The sequence below is a fragment of the Corynebacterium sp. ACRQP genome (assembly GCF_022345915.1).
GTDB classification, from domain to species: Bacteria; Actinomycetota; Actinomycetes; order Mycobacteriales; family Mycobacteriaceae; genus Corynebacterium; species Corynebacterium lehmanniae.
Genome location: NZ_JAKRMZ010000007.1, coordinates 60,952 through 76,925 on the forward strand (window position 1 = coordinate 60,952; position 15,974 = coordinate 76,925).

The 15,974-nt window shown below is 64.1% G+C and carries 19 protein-coding genes; 16 read left to right on the forward strand and 3 right to left on the reverse strand.

Going from position 1 to position 15,974, the window contains the following annotated elements; translation table 11 throughout:
• Positions 1-114 precede the first annotated feature (114 nt).
• Entirely contained in the window at positions 115-1,299 is a 1,185-nt protein-coding gene (locus MHY23_RS04280; protein ID WP_239306548.1) for a hypothetical protein, read from the reverse strand.
• A 122-nt stretch (positions 1,300-1,421) separates the two neighbouring features.
• Here MHY23_RS04280 and MHY23_RS04285 point away from each other — a divergent pair, with 122 nt between their 5' ends.
• Positions 1,422-2,939 carry an OFA family MFS transporter gene (locus MHY23_RS04285; protein ID WP_239306549.1) on the forward strand — a complete coding sequence of 506 codons (1,518 nt, stop codon included), beginning with the start codon at positions 1,422-1,424 and terminating at the stop codon, positions 2,937-2,939.
• A 5-nt stretch (positions 2,940-2,944) separates the two neighbouring features.
• Here MHY23_RS04285 and MHY23_RS04290 read toward each other — a convergent pair whose 3' ends face one another.
• Complete coding sequence (locus MHY23_RS04290; protein WP_239306550.1) at positions 2,945-3,700, reverse strand: formate dehydrogenase accessory sulfurtransferase FdhD; 756 nt, start codon at positions 3,698-3,700, stop codon at positions 2,945-2,947.
• Positions 3,701-3,878: 178 nt separating this feature from the next.
• Here MHY23_RS04290 and MHY23_RS04295 point away from each other — a divergent pair, with 178 nt between their 5' ends.
• Entirely contained in the window at positions 3,879-4,592 is a 714-nt protein-coding gene (locus MHY23_RS04295) for a DUF2786 domain-containing protein (RefSeq protein WP_181889814.1), read from the forward strand.
• A gap of 441 nt (positions 4,593-5,033) precedes the next feature.
• On the forward strand, positions 5,034-6,134 hold the full coding sequence (locus MHY23_RS04305) for an MFS transporter (protein ID WP_239306551.1): 1,101 nt from the start codon (positions 5,034-5,036) through the stop codon (positions 6,132-6,134).
• 18 nt (positions 6,135-6,152) lie between these two features.
• Here MHY23_RS04305 and MHY23_RS04310 read toward each other — a convergent pair whose 3' ends face one another.
• Positions 6,153-7,376, reverse strand: a complete 1,224-nt coding sequence (locus tag MHY23_RS04310; protein WP_239306552.1) for an amidohydrolase — start codon at positions 7,374-7,376, stop codon at positions 6,153-6,155.
• A gap of 354 nt (positions 7,377-7,730) precedes the next feature.
• Between MHY23_RS04310 and rpsH the strand changes: the two genes are divergently transcribed.
• The 13 genes from rpsH (at position 7,731) to rpsK (ending at position 15,949) form a co-directional block, all read left to right on the forward strand.
• Positions 7,731-8,129, forward strand: coding sequence for a 30S ribosomal protein S8 (gene rpsH / locus MHY23_RS04315; protein ID WP_239306553.1), 399 nt, complete (start codon positions 7,731-7,733; stop codon positions 8,127-8,129).
• 18 nt (positions 8,130-8,147) lie between these two features.
• Complete coding sequence (gene rplF, locus MHY23_RS04320) at positions 8,148-8,684, forward strand: 50S ribosomal protein L6 (protein WP_070474977.1); 537 nt, start codon at positions 8,148-8,150, stop codon at positions 8,682-8,684.
• Positions 8,685-8,686: 2 nt separating this feature from the next.
• Positions 8,687-9,091, forward strand: coding sequence for a 50S ribosomal protein L18 (gene rplR, locus MHY23_RS04325; protein ID WP_038609691.1), 405 nt, complete (start codon positions 8,687-8,689; stop codon positions 9,089-9,091).
• 40 nt (positions 9,092-9,131) lie between these two features.
• Complete coding sequence (rpsE, locus tag MHY23_RS04330) at positions 9,132-9,785, forward strand: 30S ribosomal protein S5 (protein WP_181889820.1); 654 nt, start codon at positions 9,132-9,134, stop codon at positions 9,783-9,785.
• 5 nt (positions 9,786-9,790) lie between these two features.
• On the forward strand, positions 9,791-9,976 hold the full coding sequence (gene rpmD / locus MHY23_RS04335; protein WP_181889821.1) for a 50S ribosomal protein L30: 186 nt from the start codon (positions 9,791-9,793) through the stop codon (positions 9,974-9,976).
• Between the two features lie 7 nt (positions 9,977-9,983).
• Positions 9,984-10,448 (forward strand): 50S ribosomal protein L15, encoded by a 465-nt coding sequence (gene rplO, locus MHY23_RS04340; protein ID WP_070474973.1) that lies wholly within the window; start codon positions 9,984-9,986, stop codon positions 10,446-10,448.
• Positions 10,449-11,040: 592 nt separating this feature from the next.
• A complete protein-coding gene (secY, locus tag MHY23_RS04345; RefSeq protein ID WP_239306554.1) occupies positions 11,041-12,369 on the forward strand; it encodes a preprotein translocase subunit SecY in 1,329 nt (442 codons plus the stop codon).
• Positions 12,369-12,914 carry an adenylate kinase gene (locus MHY23_RS04350; RefSeq protein ID WP_181889823.1) on the forward strand — a complete coding sequence of 182 codons (546 nt, stop codon included), beginning with the start codon at positions 12,369-12,371 and terminating at the stop codon, positions 12,912-12,914. The genes secY and MHY23_RS04350 overlap by 1 nt, the downstream gene beginning before the upstream one ends.
• A gap of 79 nt (positions 12,915-12,993) precedes the next feature.
• Positions 12,994-13,785 (forward strand): type I methionyl aminopeptidase, encoded by a 792-nt coding sequence (gene map / locus MHY23_RS04355; RefSeq protein ID WP_239306555.1) that lies wholly within the window; start codon positions 12,994-12,996, stop codon positions 13,783-13,785.
• A gap of 51 nt (positions 13,786-13,836) precedes the next feature.
• On the forward strand, positions 13,837-14,616 hold the full coding sequence (locus tag MHY23_RS04360) for a L,D-transpeptidase (protein WP_239306556.1): 780 nt from the start codon (positions 13,837-13,839) through the stop codon (positions 14,614-14,616).
• A 165-nt stretch (positions 14,617-14,781) separates the two neighbouring features.
• Positions 14,782-15,000 carry a translation initiation factor IF-1 gene (gene infA / locus MHY23_RS04365; RefSeq protein WP_019193979.1) on the forward strand — a complete coding sequence of 73 codons (219 nt, stop codon included), beginning with the start codon at positions 14,782-14,784 and terminating at the stop codon, positions 14,998-15,000.
• Between the two features lie 175 nt (positions 15,001-15,175).
• A complete protein-coding gene (gene rpsM / locus MHY23_RS04370; RefSeq protein WP_034997293.1) occupies positions 15,176-15,544 on the forward strand; it encodes a 30S ribosomal protein S13 in 369 nt (122 codons plus the stop codon).
• 3 nt (positions 15,545-15,547) lie between these two features.
• Entirely contained in the window at positions 15,548-15,949 is a 402-nt protein-coding gene (gene rpsK / locus MHY23_RS04375; RefSeq protein ID WP_038609718.1) for a 30S ribosomal protein S11, read from the forward strand.
• The last annotated feature ends 25 nt before the right edge of the window (positions 15,950-15,974 follow it).

A 15,974-nucleotide genomic window follows, 5' to 3' on the forward strand; every position in this document is an offset into this window, starting at 1 on the left:
CTCAGGCTCGAACCAGACCTCGGGCTGGCGTGCGACCAGGGGTTTTGCTGGCCCCCGCGGCTTGAGGTCTGGTTTGCGGGGGGGGGCGTAGCTCGGGGCAAAAACGAGGTGCGACTAACGAGGTTTACGGGTGGAGTCGGGCGGGAACGCGAGGTCGAGCAGCTCTACATCGGAGAGGGTTTCCGGGTTGTGCCAAAGGATGGCTTCAATCCGGTCGCCGTGGTTGTACAGGGTGACCCAGTGCTCGTAAAGGACGATCCCTACACGCCCGTCGTCGGCCCAGGGGATGCCGAGGGCATCGAGCTTCTCCGTGAACCTCGAGGTTGGGATGTGGAACGGGATGCCCAGGAAACTAGCGTTGTTGTGCGGGCTGATCTCAAGCTCGGTCACCACCCCGTCCTTCTCGGTGGCCCTGGCAGCAAACGATTGCCCGTCCAGCGGCAGGGGCGCCTGATATGCCTTTCCGAGGAACTCGTCCCAGTTCATGCGGTCGGTGATGGGGGTCGGCTCGGGATCGCCCATCTGGCCCAGCACATCCTCGAACTCCACCGGGCAGTCCGTGGTGAAGTCGACGAGCGGCTCGTACCCCGCGCGGTCCTCTGCCGGCCGGGCGGGGGAAGTGGTGCGTGCGGTTGCCGCAGCGGCTTCGGCTTGCACGTTTGCGTCGTAGATCTTCCGCACTGTCTGAACGGGGCCAACAATCGACACCAATCCAGGTTCGTTGGCAACGGTGACGCTGTGCCTATCGACGCCCGCGTGTTCGAGCATGCGCGCGCCTATCGACGGCCCGTCCTCCGCGAGCGCCGGTGGGAGGAAGTCTTCGAAGACGAACACGTTGCCCACGTCGTCTATCTCAGCGAAGTGGAGCGTTTCGCCGGTGACCCGGCTGCGTGCCGCGGCGAGCGAGCGGATGAATCGGAGGTAGTCGTCCTTGTCGAGCGACAGTGCGACCCCCAACTGTTCCCAGTACTTCACCCTGTTCGTTGTGAGGTCCGCGACGGCATCCAGCGCATTCATGGCGATGGTGTCGGCCGGGTCCGGGTCTTCGGGCCATGCATCGTCAGCTGCGTGGTCGAGCTGGTCGTAGCAGGTGTCCATCCGGGCACGTGCGTCGTCGCTAAGCGAAAAGTCCCTCGTTGATGCATCGAACTCGATGCTGTTGATGATCTCGGCGACTTCCGGCCACCTCGCCGTGCAAGGTCGGGCGTAGCCGTGGAGGAATGCCTTCGCGGTTTGCAGGGCGCCGAGCGCTGAGGCAGTTGTGGATCCGGTGTGTTGGAGTGCTTCGTCGTAGAACATCGGCCGTCGACCTCCTCGTGCTGTGCGGCCCACCCTAGATGAATAGAAGCTTTCTATTTCTGCCGGCCTGCGAGATATTATGCGCTTCGTAAATTATGCAGGTGAGACGGCAGGAAGCGTTCATGTCATTCTTCTCCCGGGGTGCGATTATCGCGCCCAAGGAATTCAACCGCTGGCTCATTGTCCCGGCAGCGCTGGCCATTCACCTCTCCATCGGGCAGGTGTACGGCTTCTCCGTGTTTAAAAAGCCGATGATGGAGCACTTCGGGGTGGGGGAAGTCGCCGTGGGGTGGATCTTCTCGCTGGCGATCGGCATGTTGGGCACCTCGTCTGCGCTGTTCGGCTCGTGGGTGGAAAAGGTCGGGCCGCGTGCCTCCATGTCCGTCGCTGGGGTGCTGTGGGTGACCGGGTTCCTGGTGGCCACGCTGGGCATCAGCACCGGCAACCTGTGGCTGGTGTACTTCGGCTACGGGTTCATCGGCGGCATTGGGCTGGGCATCGGCTACATCTCTCCCGTGTCCACGCTGATGAAGTGGTTCCCGGACCGGCCGGGCCTGGCCACGGGGCTGGCGATCATGGGCTTCGGTGGCGGCGCGTTGATCGCCTCGCCAGCGTCGAACCGGCTGATGGAGGCGTTCGGCGGCGGTGCCGAAATCGCCGACCGCGCTGCCGGGCTCGAACCGACGTTTATCACCCTCGCCTTGGTGTACTTGCTGGTCATTGCGATGGGCGCGTACTGCATCCGTCTGCCGCACCCGGATTGGACCCCGTCGGGTGCGCCGAAGCTCAAGGCGAAGCCGGCGAAGGTCGCCATCGTCGGAGCCAACGTCAGCGCGAACAACGCGGTCCGCACGCCGCAGTTCTGGTGCCTGTGGGTGATCCTGTTCTGCAACATCACCGCCGGCATCGGCATCTTGGAAAACGCCGCGCCGATGGTGCAGGACTACTACCCGGCGCTGAGCGCTGCGGCCGCCGCCGGCTTCGTCGGCCTGCTGTCGCTGGCCAACATGGGCGGTCGCTTCATCTGGTCGTCCGCCTCCGATGTGATCGGCCGTAAGAACATTTACATGGTCTACCTGGGCGTCGGCCTGATTTTCTACTTCGTGGTGGCTTCTGCCGGCCACACCAGCCTGGCGCTGTTTGTGGTGAGCACCCTGATCCTGCTCACTTTCTACGGCGGTGGGTTTGCCACCATCCCGGCGTACCTGCGCGACCTGTTCGGCGTGTACCAGGTCGGCGCGATCCACGGCCGGCTGCTTACCGCCTGGTCCGCGGCGGGCGTGGCGGGCCCACTGATCATCAATATGGTGGTGGAGCGCCAGGCCAGCCGCGGCAACTCAGGACCGGAGCTCTACCAGCTCTCGCTCTACATCATGTGCGTGCTTCTTGCCGTGGGCCTCGTGGCCAACGTGCTGGTCAGACCCGTTGCGGAGAAGTGGTTCGAGGACCCAGAAACGGTGCAGGCCAAGGTGGAGGCGGACCGCGCGTCGGCGAGAGAGTCCGCAACGACGGCATCCGGCAGCGGCGCCGGATCGGTGCATGCCCTGGTGGCTGCGGTGCTCGCGCTGGTTATCGCGGCGCTGCTCGTCTACGGGCTGTGGGAGACCGCGGTGAAGGCCTCGCAGATGTTCGCGGGTTAAACCCCTTACGCCCCGGCGTAGACGCTGAAACGTTCGGCGCCCACCTCGCCGACGAGCACAGTGTTGGTGGCCCGGGCGAGCTCCACGGCCATCGACGTCACGCCGGCAGTGGTGGCCACCACGCCGAACCCGGCGGCCGCGGCGGCGCGCACGATTTCGAAGCCCACCTGCGCATCGGTTGCGAGGGTGAGGGTGGGGGACGGGAGGGCGTCGAGAAGCATGTGCCCCGCAATCTTGTGCACGGCGTTTAACGGATCGAGGTCCTGGCGCCCCGCATCGCCCGCGACCGCCGTGGGCAGGTCGCGCGTGCGGTGCTGCGACAACACCCCGGGCAGCGCGAATATTGCAGACGGCTCGAGCTCCATGAACTCGTCGCGCACGTCGAGGTTGGCGGCGAGCTCGCGCACTCGCTGCTCGGCGGAGATGCCGCACGCGTCGCCGGGGATCGGGTCGATAAATTGCGGGGACGCGGGGCGCGCGAGCTGGACATCCAGCAGGTTGTAGGTATTTTCGCCGCCGATCGCGCCCTCGCAGTAGCGGGCGGTGACCACGTCCTCGACACGCGTGATCATCCCGCGCGCCAGCAGCAGGCCGTGGGCGAGCTCGATGTCGTGGCCCGGGGTGCGCATCAGCGTTGCGACGCTCACGCCACCGGCCCGGATCTCCAACGGCTCTTCAACCGCGACCTGGCCCGCGCGGGTGTCGCGGGTGCCGTCGGCGGAAATCTTGGTGACTGCGAAGCTGCGTTTGGTCCTGCTCACGGGAACCGATGGTATCGCCGGATGCTTAACTCGCGAACTTGCGGCGAATCTGCGTGCGAAAACGCGGGTTATCCACAGGGGTGCGAACGCGAATTCCACAAGCCCGAAAACATCCGCCTTGACGCCCCGCTACAACTGCACCCACACATCCGAACTCAGAAAGGGGTGGGTGCGTCCGATGCGTACCGAAGACAAGATCAAACAACGACTGCAGAAACTGCTCAACCAGGCCCGCGACCGTGAGGGCACGCCGGAGGGCGACGCGTTCTACGCCAGGGCGTTCGAGCTCATGGCGGAGTACGGCTACGAACAACGCGACCTGGACACCGAGGACGGCGACGAGGTGGGCCAGCGCACCTACGAGTTCGCCGGTTCCTACACGGAGATGCAGGCGAACCTGCTGCTGACCATCGCATTCGCCCTGCACTGCACCGGATTTTCGCAGCGCGTGTACAACTCCACGCGCATGAAAGACGCCGTCATCTTCGGCTGCGCGCGCCACCTGGAACGGGTGGACATGCTCTACGCGCTGCTTCTGCCCGTCATGCTCGCGGACGCGCAGAAGGTGCGCGCCACCCACTGGGGAGAATCGGCGGTGGTGCGCCGCCGCAGCTTCATGTCCGGCTTCGCTGCGAGCATCGGCGCGCGCCTCGCCGAAGCCGAAAAGACCGTGGAGGAATCAGACGGGGAGTATGGGCTCGTGCTTGTTGACGACTTCCAGAAGGCCACCGAAGCCCGCGACAACTTCGCCGCAGAAATGGGCTTCTTTTTAGGCAGCTTCTCGTCCAAGCGTTCCTTCGACGCGGATGCGTTTGACCAGGGGCACGAGGCGGGGCAGCGCTCCGACATCGGGCAGACGCGGGTGCGCTCACGGCCGGCGCTGCCGTTCTAGCGGTTTCGGGGATCTTCGTGATCGTGCAGCTTTTCTTGTACGGTGTTGGTGCAAGAAAAGTTGCACGATCACGGGAGGTTCGATGACACCACGCGAATACGACCATCCAACAACCGACGAAATCACCCTGACCAGGGTGCTTGGTGCTTTGAGTGACCCCACCCGACTCGAGATGATCCGTCGGCTCGCCGACGGGTTGGACCATGACAGTCTCGAGCTTGCAGACGATTTGCCCCGGTCGACGCTCACGTACCACACGCGCATGCTGCGAGAGGCGGGGGTGACGTGGACCCGGGGGGAGGGACGCGCATGCTTGATCCGATTGCGGCGGGACGATCTAGATCGTCTATTTCCCGGTGTGCTTGCGGCAGTGATCGCCAACGCGAACACCGAGGGGGAACAGGGATGATGCGTCGGCTATGGCCTTTCGTGCTGGGGAGCGTGGCACTCGGCCTAGACGCATACGTGGTGGCGGGACTTCTGCCGGCCATCGCAGCCGCACTTGGAACGCCAGAAGCCACGGTTGGGCTGGGGGTTGCGGCGTTTACAGGTTCGTATGCCGTCGTGGGGCCGTTACTGGCGGGAAAGGCAGGGCGGCAATCGCGGCGCAGCCTGATCATCGCCTTGCTTGTGTTCACTTTGGCGAACTCGGCCACGGCGCTGTCGCCGACAATCTGGGTCTTCCTGGCTTCTCGCGTGGTGGCCGGCGCGGCAGCCGGTGTGTATTCGCCGCTGTCTTCGGCGGTCGCCGCTGAAATCGTGGGGCCGGAACGCCGAGGGCGCGCATTGGCGTTAGTCCTTGCTGGCTTAGCGGTCGGCACTGTATTCGGCGTGCCGATCGGTCTGATGCTGGCACAGTATTGGGATTGGCGTGCCGCGATACTGCTTATCGTGGTCGTCGGAGGTACAGCACTCGCGGGTATTGCACTTCGAGGAGGGGACCTGCCAGCGATTCCAGCGTCTAGTCCCGCCGACCGGCTGCGGTCTATTACACGGCCTAAGAATCTCCTCACGGTCATTGTGACGCTGTTGACCGGCGTCGCTTCTCTGGGGCTTTACACCTACCTCACAGTCGTGCTGTCTGGGGGAGCCCTTGCGGCGCATCAAAACATAGCGATTTGGGTGTGGGGGCTGGGCGGTGCTGTCGGAGCACTGGGGATTGGGTTGCTCGCGGACAGGCATGACCCGCTGCGGCTCAGTGCTGTGATCCTTGGGGGCCTCACCTGTGCGTTGCTCGGCATGACCCAAGGCCAGGTTCCAGTGATAGTGGTAGTCAGTCTGTTTGTCTGGGGATTGTGCGGATGGGCTTCCCTCGCGCCCCAGCAGCAAGTGCTACTTCAAGCGAATCCTGCTGATGGCGCGACAGCTGTTGCTGCAAACGCTTCGGCCAACTACCTGGGGTCGGCGCTGGGCGCGGCCGCCGGGTCGCTATTGGTCGCTGCACATGCGACACCGGCCGTACTTAGTGGCTCAGCAGCGGCCGTGGCAGCGCTTGCGTTGTGCTGCCAGCTCGTTCGGCAGCGCATGGATACCAACGGCTGAGAGAAACTTTTGTTGTTCTCAGTCCACCAGCCACGCGGCAGCAGCCACGATCATGGCCTCGGCCGCGCGGTCGAGCGTGGGCTGCAGGTCGGGCGCGAAGGTCGGGGAGTGGTTGCCGGGGGCGTTTTCCCAGTCCTTGAAGCCGCCCAAGCCCCAGTAGGTGTAGGGCACGCCGAGCACGTCCGGGATGATGGAGAAATCCTCGGAGGCGGGGATCTGGCCCAAGTCCGTGGCGTCGCTGCCGAAGTGGGCGTCGAACGCGCCGCGCACCCGGGAGGTAATCGCCGGATCGTTGTCCGTGAGCGGGTACTCGTCGTAGAACGTGATTTCCGGCTCCCGCGGGCTGCCGGCGGCGGCGCACTCGCCCTCAACAATGCGGGTGATTGCGCTGCGCAGCGTGTCGCTGACCTCCCGGGTGTAGGCGCGGGTATTCACCAGAAGCTCGGCGGTTTCCGGGATCACGTTCGCCTTCACACCGGAGTGGATCGCGCCGACGGTGAGCACCGCGGTGTCTTTCGCTTGCACTTCGCGGGAGACCACCGTGTGTAGGCGGGTGACGATGTTGGAGGCGAGCAGGACCGGGTCAACGCCCTTTTCCGGCATGGAGCCGTGGGTGCCCTTGCCCCACACGGTGATCTGGGCGGAAAACGCCTGGGACATGAACGGCCCCGGGTGGGTGCCCACAACACCTGCGGGCAGCATCGGCAGCACGTGCTGACCCAAATACACGTCGGGTTTCGGCATCGCCTCGCGGATGCCGTTAGCCAGCATCACCCGCGATCCGGCGTACGCCTCCTCTGCCGGCTGGAACACGGCGACCAGGGTGCCGCGCCAGCAGTCGCGGTTGGCGGCGAAAGCCTCCAGCGCTCCGAGCACGCCCATGATGTGGTAGTCGTGCCCGCAGGCGTGGGTGACGTGCTCCTCGCGGCCGCTGACAGCATCCACCTGCGTGGCGGTGGAGGCGTACGGCTTGCCGGAGCGCTCCTGCACCGGCAGCCCGTCGATGTCCGCGCGGATGGCAACCACCGGGCCGGGCCCGTTGTCCAGCACGCACACCGTCCCCGTTTCGCCCACCTGCGTGTGCGGCAGCTGCAGCGCGTCCAGCCGGGAGCGGATCTTCGAGGCCGTCTGCAGCTCCTGCAGCGACAGCTCGGGATGCTGGTGGAACCAGACGTAAAGATCCTCGCGGGCCTCGCGCGTGGCGGCCAGCGATCCGACGAGCTGTGCAAGGGCGGTATCCATGCAGGGCAGTCTATGGGGTCTTGAATCTCTGGCGGGTTGGTGGGGCGCTGAACGTGCACGTCGATAAGCGATTTGCTCATTGGTGCAGGAAAGCGGTAAGTTACCCCCTCGGACTTGCGCGCCGACGCTTCGGCGTGCGCAAGCCGAAGTACATTTGAACATCCAACTTTGTTGCAGGCCCCCCGCCATGATGCGGACCGCGTGCAAGGGAGGCGGCGAGCGGCCCGCGCTATTGAGTGCGGGCAGCGTGAGTAGCCCCCGACAGACCATGCGGAAAACGCGACCCGAAACGCCTCAGCGTTACAGGTCACCCGGTGGATGGGAACCGCAACGAGAAAGGTAACGGTCACCACAATGACCATGACTGATCCGATCGCGGACATGCTGTCGCGCGTGCGCAACGCAGCAAATGCGCAGCACGGCGCCGTGTCTATGCCTTCGTCCAAGATCAAGGTGAACATCGCCGAGATCTTGAAGCAGGAAGGCTACATCGAAGATTACAAAGTTGAGGACGAGAAGGTCGGCAAGTCGCTGACGCTCAACCTCAAGTACGGCCCGACCCGCGAGTCTTCCATCGCTGGTCTGCGCCGCGTGTCCAAGCCGGGCCTGCGCGTGTACGCGAAGTCCAACGACCTGCCTCAGGTGCTCGGTGGCCTGGGCGTGGCAATCATCTCCACGTCCCACGGTCTGCTCACCGACCGCCAGGCTCAAGAGAAGGGTGTAGGCGGGGAAGTCCTCGCTTACGTCTGGTAAAGGGAGGTTGAAAGACTTATGTCTCGTGTAGGTAATGCACCCATCGCAATCCCGAACAACGTCGAGGTGAAGATCGACGGCCAGCACGTCGAGGTCAAGGGCCCGAAGGGCACCAAGGATCTGGATATGCCGGCACCGATCACCGCTTCCGTCGAGGACAACCAGATCCTGGTGGCTCGTCCGGACGACCACCGTGACAACCGTTCGCTGCATGGCCTGACCCGCTCCCTGATCAACAACATGGTCGTGGGCGTGACCGAGGGCTACAAGATCAACATGGAGATCTTCGGCGTCGGCTACCGCGTGCAGCAGAAGGGCAAGGACCTCGAGTTCTCCCTCGGCTACTCGCACCCGATCCTGATCGAGGCGCCGGAAGGCATCACGTTCTCCGTCGACGGCAACACCAAGTTGGCCATCGAAGGTTCCGATAAGCAGCAGGTTGGCCAGATTGCGGCAAACATCCGCCGTCTGCGTAAGGATGACCCGTACAAGGGTAAGGGCATCCGTTACGCCGGCGAGCAGGTCCGCCGCAAGGTCGGAAAGACGGGTAAGTAATCATGAGCAATACTGCAGAGAACACCAAGCGCACCCCGGTTGGCAAGGACATCTCGTCCCGCCGCCGCGAGGCACGCGCACGTCGCCACAACCGCATCCGCAAGACGCTGCGCGGCACCCCGGAGACCCCGCGTCTCGTTGTGCACCGCTCCTCGCGTCACATCCACGTCCAGGTCATCGACGACCTCGCAGGCCACACCCTGGTCTCCGCGTCGTCCATCGAGCCGGACGTGCGCAACCTGGAGGGCGACAAGAAGGACAAGGCTGCCAAGGTTGGCCAGCTCGTCGCTGAGCGCGCCAAGGCTGCAGGCATCGAAGCAATCGTCTTCGACCGCGGCGGCTACAAGTACCACGGCCGTGTCGCGGCCCTGGCCGAAGCAGCTCGTGAAGGTGGTCTGAAGTTCTAATGATCACCGCAAACATCACCATCAACGGAAGGATCGCGTAATGGCCGAACGTGAACGGCGTGACGGCGGGCGCTCCGCCGACAACCAGAACAACAACGACCGCAACGACCGCAACGATCGTGGCAACCGTGGTGGCCGCGGCCGCCGCGACGACCGTCGCAACAACCAGAACGACGAGCGCGACAAGTACATCGAGCGCGTCATCACCATCAACCGCGTTGCCAAGACCGTCAAGGGCGGCCGCAACATGTCCTTCACCGCACTCGTCGTCGTCGGCGACGGTGAGGGCATGGTCGGCGTCGGCTACGGCAAGGCGAAGGAAGTTCCCGCCGCAATCCAGAAGGGTGCAGAGGAAGCACGCAAGAACTTCTTCCGCGTCCCGATGATCGGCGGCACCATTCCTCACCCGGTCCAGGCAGAAGAGGCTGCGGGCATCGTCATGCTCCGCCCGGCTGCTCCGGGTACCGGTGTCATCGCCGGCGGCGCTGTCCGTCCGGTGCTCGAGTGCGCTGGTATTCAGGACATCCTGGCCAAGTCCCTTGGCTCGGACAACGCCCTGAACGTGGTCCAGGCAACCGTCGCAGGCCTGAAGCAGCTTGTCCGCCCCGAAGAGGTGGCTGCCAAGCGCGGCAAGTCCGTCGAGGAAGTTGCACCGGCTCGTATGCTGCGCGCACGCGCAGGACAGGAGGCCTAAGCACCATGGCACTGAAGATTACGCTGCACCACGGCAAGGTTGGCGAGAAGCCGACCACCCGTAAGAACCTCGAGGCTCTCGGTCTGCGCAAGATCGGCCAGTCCGTCGTGAAGAAGGACAACGCTGCTACCCGCGGCCAGATCCTCAAGGTGCGCCACCTCGTCACCGTTGAAGAAGTTGCAGGGGAGTAGATACAACATGGCTGACATCATCAAGCTCCATGATCTGCGCCCGGCAGAGGGCGCAAACAAGGCCAAGACCCGCGTCGGTCGCGGTGAGGCCTCCAAGGGTAAGACCGCCGGCCGCGGTACCAAGGGCACCAAGGCTCGCAAGCAGGTTTCCGCTGCTTTCGAGGGTGGCCAGATGCCGCTGCACATGCGTCTGCCGAAACTGAAGGGCTTCAAGAACCCGAACCGCGTCGAGTACCAGGTGGTCAACGTCGCGGATCTGGCCGAGGCCTTCCCGCAGGGTGGCGACATCGCCATCGCCGACATCGTTGCCAAGGGCCTTGTTCGCCCGAAGCAGCCGGTGAAGGTGCTGGCAGAGGGCGACATCAACGTCGCGCTCAACGTCACCGCGAACAAGTTCTCCAAGTCCGCTGAGGAGAAGATCAAGGCCGCTGGCGGTTCCGCCAACGTCGTCGAGTTCTCCAAGCGTGCGTAAGAGCACTTAGCTTTACGACGAACCCCCGCCCCGGACACTCCCGTCCAGGGCGGGGGTTTCGCCGTTTTTGTGGGGAGGGCGTCCTGACACATCGCGGCGGCCGTTTGCGCCGACCTGGTCCGATAGGGTCCGGCTGACGGATTCCGCCGCGAAGTGTCGGGGGAGCGTGGGGGATTTGTCCACTCGCGCAGTCGGTCCGAGTGAGCAAGTACCTAGTTGGGTGGACAATGTGTTCATTTTGCGCAGGTCGGTGAAATCGACGGGCGGATCTGTTCATCGGCCGGTGAATCAATTTAGGCGGGGGATCCGTCCCCGCCCGCCACCTCTGACACATCACGGCAGCCGGTTGTACCGACCTGGGCCGATAGGTCCCGCCTGACGGATTCCGCCACCATGCGTCAGTCCGAGCGCCTGGGAGGAGACTGGGAGTCGCGCCGTAACCGAACCTGAAATATCAACTTTCCATCGGGTGCTGTTAGTGTAGTGGGGTCAAAAGACGGCCCCGCCGGTTTTCGCGTGCCCGCGAAACCTGGGCGAGGAGTCGAATGTCCACTACCTCCCGCCCGTGGCGCGGCGGGGGCCAGGAGGCTTTGTGTCCGCTATTGCTCAGGCGTTCAAGGATCCGGATCTACGCAAGAAGATCCTGATCACCCTTGCGCTGATGTTTCTGTACCGCGTCGGCTGCCAGATCCCCACTCCGGGCGTGGATTACGGGCTGATTAACTCGCGCCTGGAGGAAATCTCCCAGGGCGACCAGGCGACGATGTTCTCCATCATCGGATTGTTCTCCGGTGGCGCGCTGCTTCAGCTTTCCATCTTCGCCATCGGCATCATGCCGTACATTACGGCCTCGATTATCGTGCAGCTGCTCACCGTGGTGATCCCGAAGTTCGAGGAGCTGAAGAAGGAAGGCCAGTCCGGCCAGGCGAAGATGACGCAGTACACCCGCTACCTCACGGTGGCGCTGGCGCTGCTGCAGTCCGCCGGCATCGTCGCGCTGGCGGACCGCGAGCAGCTGCTCGGCCAGGGTATGCCGGTGCTGATCGAGGACCGCAACATCTGGACGCTGCTGATGATGATCATCGTCATGACCTCCGGTGCGGTGCTCATCATGTGGCTCGGCGAGATCATCACGGAAAAGGGCGTCGGCAACGGCATGTCCCTGCTCATCTTCGCGGGCATCGCCACCCAGATCCCGTCCGAGGGCGCGTTCATTCTCCAGCAGTCCGGCGCGGTCACCCTGACCCTGGTTGTCCTGGCGCTGATCGCGCTCGTCGTCGGCATCGTGTTCATTGAGCAGGGCCAGCGCCGCATTCCGGTGCAGTACGCCAAGCGTATGGTGGGCCGCCGCCAGTACGGTGGGTCCTCCACCTACCTGCCGCTGAAGGTGAACCAGGCGGGCGTGATCCCGGTGATCTTCGCTTCCTCGCTGATGTACGTGCCGGTGCTGATCACCCAGATCGTCACCATGAGCAACCAGACCCCGCCGGACAACTGGTGGATGAACCACGTGATGGCGTGGCTGCAGAACCCGGGTTCCTGGCAGTACATCCTCACCTACGTGGTGCTGATCATCTTCTTCTCCTACTTCTACGTCTCCATCCAGTACGACCCGGTGGACCAGGCGGAGAACATGAAGAAGTACGGCGGTTTCATCCCCGGTATCCGTCCGGGTCGCCCGACCGCGGAGTACCTGGCGTTTGTGATGAACCGTTTGCTGTTTGTCGGCGCCATCTACCTCGCCGCGATCGCTGTTCTGCCGAACCTGGCTATGGACGCCGGCATCACCGGCTCCGGCCGTATGGGCATGAGCGCGTTCGGCGGCACCGCGATCCTGATTATGGTGTCCGTGGCCCTGACCACGGTCAAGCAAATTGAATCCCAGCTCCTGCAATCCAACTACGAAGGACTTCTGCGATAATGCGTCTCGTTCTCCTTGGCCCTCCCGGTGCCGGTAAGGGCACCCAAGCCGCGATTCTCTCCGAGAAGCTCGGCGTGCCGCACATCTCCACGGGCGATCTGTTCCGCGCCAACATCGGCGAGGGCACCCCGCTCGGTGTTGAGGCGAAAAGCTACATCGACGCCGGCAAGCTCGTGCCCACCGACGTCACCGCGCGCATGGTGGAAGACCGCCTGAATCAGGACGACGCGAAGGACGGCTTCCTGCTGGACGGCTTCCCGCGCACTGTGGAGCAGGCTGAGATCCTCACCGAGCTGCTGAGCAAGAAGGGCGAGAAGCTCGACGGCGTGCTCAACTTTGTCGTCGACGAGGACGTTGTGGTCGAGCGCATGCTCGCCCGCGGCCGCGCGGACGACAACGAGGAGACCATCCGCACCCGCCTCGGCGTCTACCGCGACGAGACCGCCCCGCTGATCCAGCACTACGGCGACCAGATCATTTCCATCGACGCCGTGGGCGATGTCGATGAGATCAACCAGCGCGCCATGGAGGCGCTGGGCAAGTAGCCCACGTAGCGTGAAGGCCGGTGTGTTCGCACCGGCCTTTCGCATTTCGCTTATCGACGAACCAAAGGACCACCACGCAATGGTTTTCAGGAAACGCAAGATCGCGGCCAAGACGCCGGAGGAGCTCGACGCCATGGAGGCCGCCGGGCGCATCGTCGCCACCGCCCTGCAGGAGGTCCGCGCGGCAGCGAAACCCGGAGCGAGCACGCTCGACCTGGACAAGGTCGCCGAGACGGTCATCCGCGACCACGGCGCTATCCCGACGTTTTTGGGCTACCAGGGCTTCACCGGCTCTATCTGCGCGTCGGTGAATGAGGTGGTCGTGCACGGGATTCCGTCGAAAAGCATTGTGCTCGAAGAAGGCGACCTGGTCTCCATCGACTGCGGCGCCACCCTCGAAGGCTGGGTGGGCGACAGTGCCTGGTCGTTCGGCATCGGCGAGTTGGCTCCGGAGGTGGACGCCCTCAACCGCGCGACCGAGTGGGTGCTGGCGGAAGGCCTCAAGGCGATGGTGCCGGGCAACAAGCTCACCGACGTCTCCCACGCGCTCGAGCTGTCCACCTACGCGGCTGAGGAGCGTTTCGGCGTTGAGCTGGGCATCGTCGACGGCTACGGAGGCCACGGCATCGGCCACACCATGCACGAAGAGCCGTACCTGGCCAACGAGGGCAAGCCGAACCGCGGTCCCGTCATCCAGGACGGATCCGTGCTGGCCATCGAGCCGATGCTGATCCTCGGCGGGGAAGTGGACACCGAGGTGCTGGATGACGAATGGACCGTGGTGTCCGTAGACCGCGCACCCGCCGCCCACTGGGAGCACACCGTCGCGGCGACCGCAGGCGGCCCGAGAATTCTTACGCCGCGCGTGTAGTTTTCTGGCGCGTTGTGGTGCGTTTGATGACAGGGAGGTTATACTTCCGCCATGTCTTACCGTCCCCGCCACGCAAAGCAGTCGCCGCTGAAGCGACGCGCAACCACGTTCGCTGCCGGCCTCGGTGTCGTCGCCTCCCTGGCAGCACCGGTTTCCGCCCAGGCCGCGCCCGCGCAGAACCCGGTTGCCATGTCCAGCTTGGACTCGCTGTCCAACCAGGCGACCACCTCCTTCAGCAATCTGGATAAGTCCGCGCGCGACGCCGCGTGGAACATCCGCAACGGCCTGCGCCAGCAGGCTGACGCGCTGGCCGCCATCGACCCGCAGTTGCCGGCGAAGGCGAAGCAGCGCATCGATGAGATCCTCGAGACGTTCTTCCCGGGCCTGATCGCTGAGAAGACCCCGAAGCCGGCACCGGCCCCCGCACCGAAGCCCGAGCCGGCACCAGCTCCGGCACCGGCCCCGGCACCTGCGCCGCGTACCTCCCCGTGCCCGGCGGACGCGAAGGCCTGCGTGGACCTGACCAACCAAAAGTCCTGGCTGCAGAACAACGGCGAGATCTACTACGGCCCGGTGCAGATCAGCTCCGGCCGCCCGGGTCAGGACACCCCGAAGGGCACGCACTACGTCAACCGGAAGGTCAAGGACGAGATCTCCTACGAGTTCAACAACGCTCCGATGCCGTACTCCGTGTACTTCACCAACAACGGCATCGCGTTCCACCAGGATGATCCGTACGTGCCGTCTGCGGGCTGCATCCACCTTTACCGCGCGGACGCGCAGCGGTACTTCAACGACCTGCAGATCGGCGACAAGGTCTACGTGTTCTAGCACGTGCCCGCGATGAGCCCCGGCTAGCGCTGGGGCTTTTTGCGTTTTCGCAGGTAAATGGCTAATGTAGTCCAGCGGTGTTTGTGCAACCTTGCGCAGGCGCCGCATGTAACCGGTAAATACGTCTGCTGCCTGCACTTTCAGGCGGCGTAGGAAGTGGAGTGTATGGCGAAAGAAGGCGCAATCGAGGTTGAGGGCCGCATTGTCGAGCCCCTGAAGAACGCGATGTTCCGGGTCGAACTGGACAACGGGCACGAGGTTCTCGCCCACATCAGTGGCAAGATGCGCCAGCACTACATCCGCATCCTCCCGGAGGACCGCGTCGTGGTGGAACTTTCCCCCTACGACCTGGACCGCGGGCGTATCACTTACCGCTACAAGTAAGCATTTCAGCCTTCTCACCCAGATCCGTCCCAGTGGCGGATCGTGCACCTCTGGCCACGGTGGCTGGAGCCGCGCGTAACCACAACCCACTCTCCGGCACGGCCCGGACAAAGCGTTGTTTGGCGTGGACGGGTGGGGAGAAAACCACCGTAACAACCCGAAAGGCACGTACCTCATGGCACGTCTAGCTGGTGTGGATCTCCCGCGCAACAAGCGCATGGAGATCGCACTCACCTACATCTATGGCATCGGTGCAACCCGAGCCAAGGAACTGCTCGAGAAGACCGGCATTTCTCCGGACCTGCGTACGGACAATCTGTCCGACGATCAGCTCGCCGCTCTGCGCGACGCGATCGAGTCCTCCTACACCGTAGAGGGCGATCTGCGCCGCGAGGTGCAGGCAGATATCCGCCGCAAGATTGAAATCGGCTCCTACCAGGGCATGCGCCACCGCCGTGGCCTGCCCGTCCGCGGCCAGCGCACCAAGACCAACGCGCGCACCCGCAAGGGCCCGAAGAAGACCATCGCAGGAAAGAAGAAGTAACCTATGGCTCCTCAGACTCGTTCCGGTGCGCGTCGCGGACGCCGCACCGTTAAGAAGAACGTGGCCGCTGGCCACGCGTACATCAAGTCCACCTTCAACAACACCATCGTGTCCATCACGGACCCGCAGGGCAACGTGATCTCCTGGGCATCCTCCGGCCACGTCGGCTTCAAGGGCTCCCGCAAGTCCACGCCGTTCGCCGCGCAGATGGCTGCCGAGAACGCTGCCCGCAAGGCGATGGACCACGGCATGAAGAAGGTCGACGTCTTTGTCAAGGGTCCGGGCTCCGGCCGCGAGACCGCAATCCGTTCGCTCCAGGCTGCCGGCCTGGAGGTGTCCTCGATCTCCGACGTGACGCCGCAGCCGTTCAACGGCTGCCGTCCGCCGAAGCGTCGTCGCGTTTAAGGCTGAAAGGAAAAGAGGTAAAGAA

Bases quoted from the DNA above. Each gene is read 5' to 3' on its own strand.
- MHY23_RS04280 (WP_239306548.1), bottom strand. From the start codon at position 1,299: ATGTTCTACGACGAAGCACTCCAACACACCGGATCCACAACTGCCTCA.
- MHY23_RS04285 (WP_239306549.1), top strand. From the start codon at position 1,422: ATGTCATTCTTCTCCCGGGGTGCGATTATCGCGCCCAAGGAATTCAAC.
- MHY23_RS04295 (WP_181889814.1), top strand. From the start codon at position 3,879: ATGCGTACCGAAGACAAGATCAAACAACGACTGCAGAAACTGCTCAAC.
- MHY23_RS04310 (WP_239306552.1), bottom strand. From the start codon at position 7,376: ATGGATACCGCCCTTGCACAGCTCGTCGGATCGCTGGCCGCCACGCGC.
- rpsH (WP_239306553.1), top strand. From the start codon at position 7,731: ATGACCATGACTGATCCGATCGCGGACATGCTGTCGCGCGTGCGCAAC.
- rplF (WP_070474977.1), top strand. From the start codon at position 8,148: ATGTCTCGTGTAGGTAATGCACCCATCGCAATCCCGAACAACGTCGAG.
- rplR (WP_038609691.1), top strand. From the start codon at position 8,687: ATGAGCAATACTGCAGAGAACACCAAGCGCACCCCGGTTGGCAAGGAC.
- rpsE (WP_181889820.1), top strand. From the start codon at position 9,132: ATGGCCGAACGTGAACGGCGTGACGGCGGGCGCTCCGCCGACAACCAG.
- rpmD (WP_181889821.1), top strand. From the start codon at position 9,791: ATGGCACTGAAGATTACGCTGCACCACGGCAAGGTTGGCGAGAAGCCG.
- rplO (WP_070474973.1), top strand. From the start codon at position 9,984: ATGGCTGACATCATCAAGCTCCATGATCTGCGCCCGGCAGAGGGCGCA.
- MHY23_RS04350 (WP_181889823.1), top strand. From the start codon at position 12,369: ATGCGTCTCGTTCTCCTTGGCCCTCCCGGTGCCGGTAAGGGCACCCAA.
- map (WP_239306555.1), top strand. From the start codon at position 12,994: ATGGTTTTCAGGAAACGCAAGATCGCGGCCAAGACGCCGGAGGAGCTC.
- MHY23_RS04360 (WP_239306556.1), top strand. From the start codon at position 13,837: ATGTCTTACCGTCCCCGCCACGCAAAGCAGTCGCCGCTGAAGCGACGC.
- infA (WP_019193979.1), top strand. From the start codon at position 14,782: ATGGCGAAAGAAGGCGCAATCGAGGTTGAGGGCCGCATTGTCGAGCCC.
- rpsM (WP_034997293.1), top strand. From the start codon at position 15,176: ATGGCACGTCTAGCTGGTGTGGATCTCCCGCGCAACAAGCGCATGGAG.
- rpsK (WP_038609718.1), top strand. From the start codon at position 15,548: ATGGCTCCTCAGACTCGTTCCGGTGCGCGTCGCGGACGCCGCACCGTT.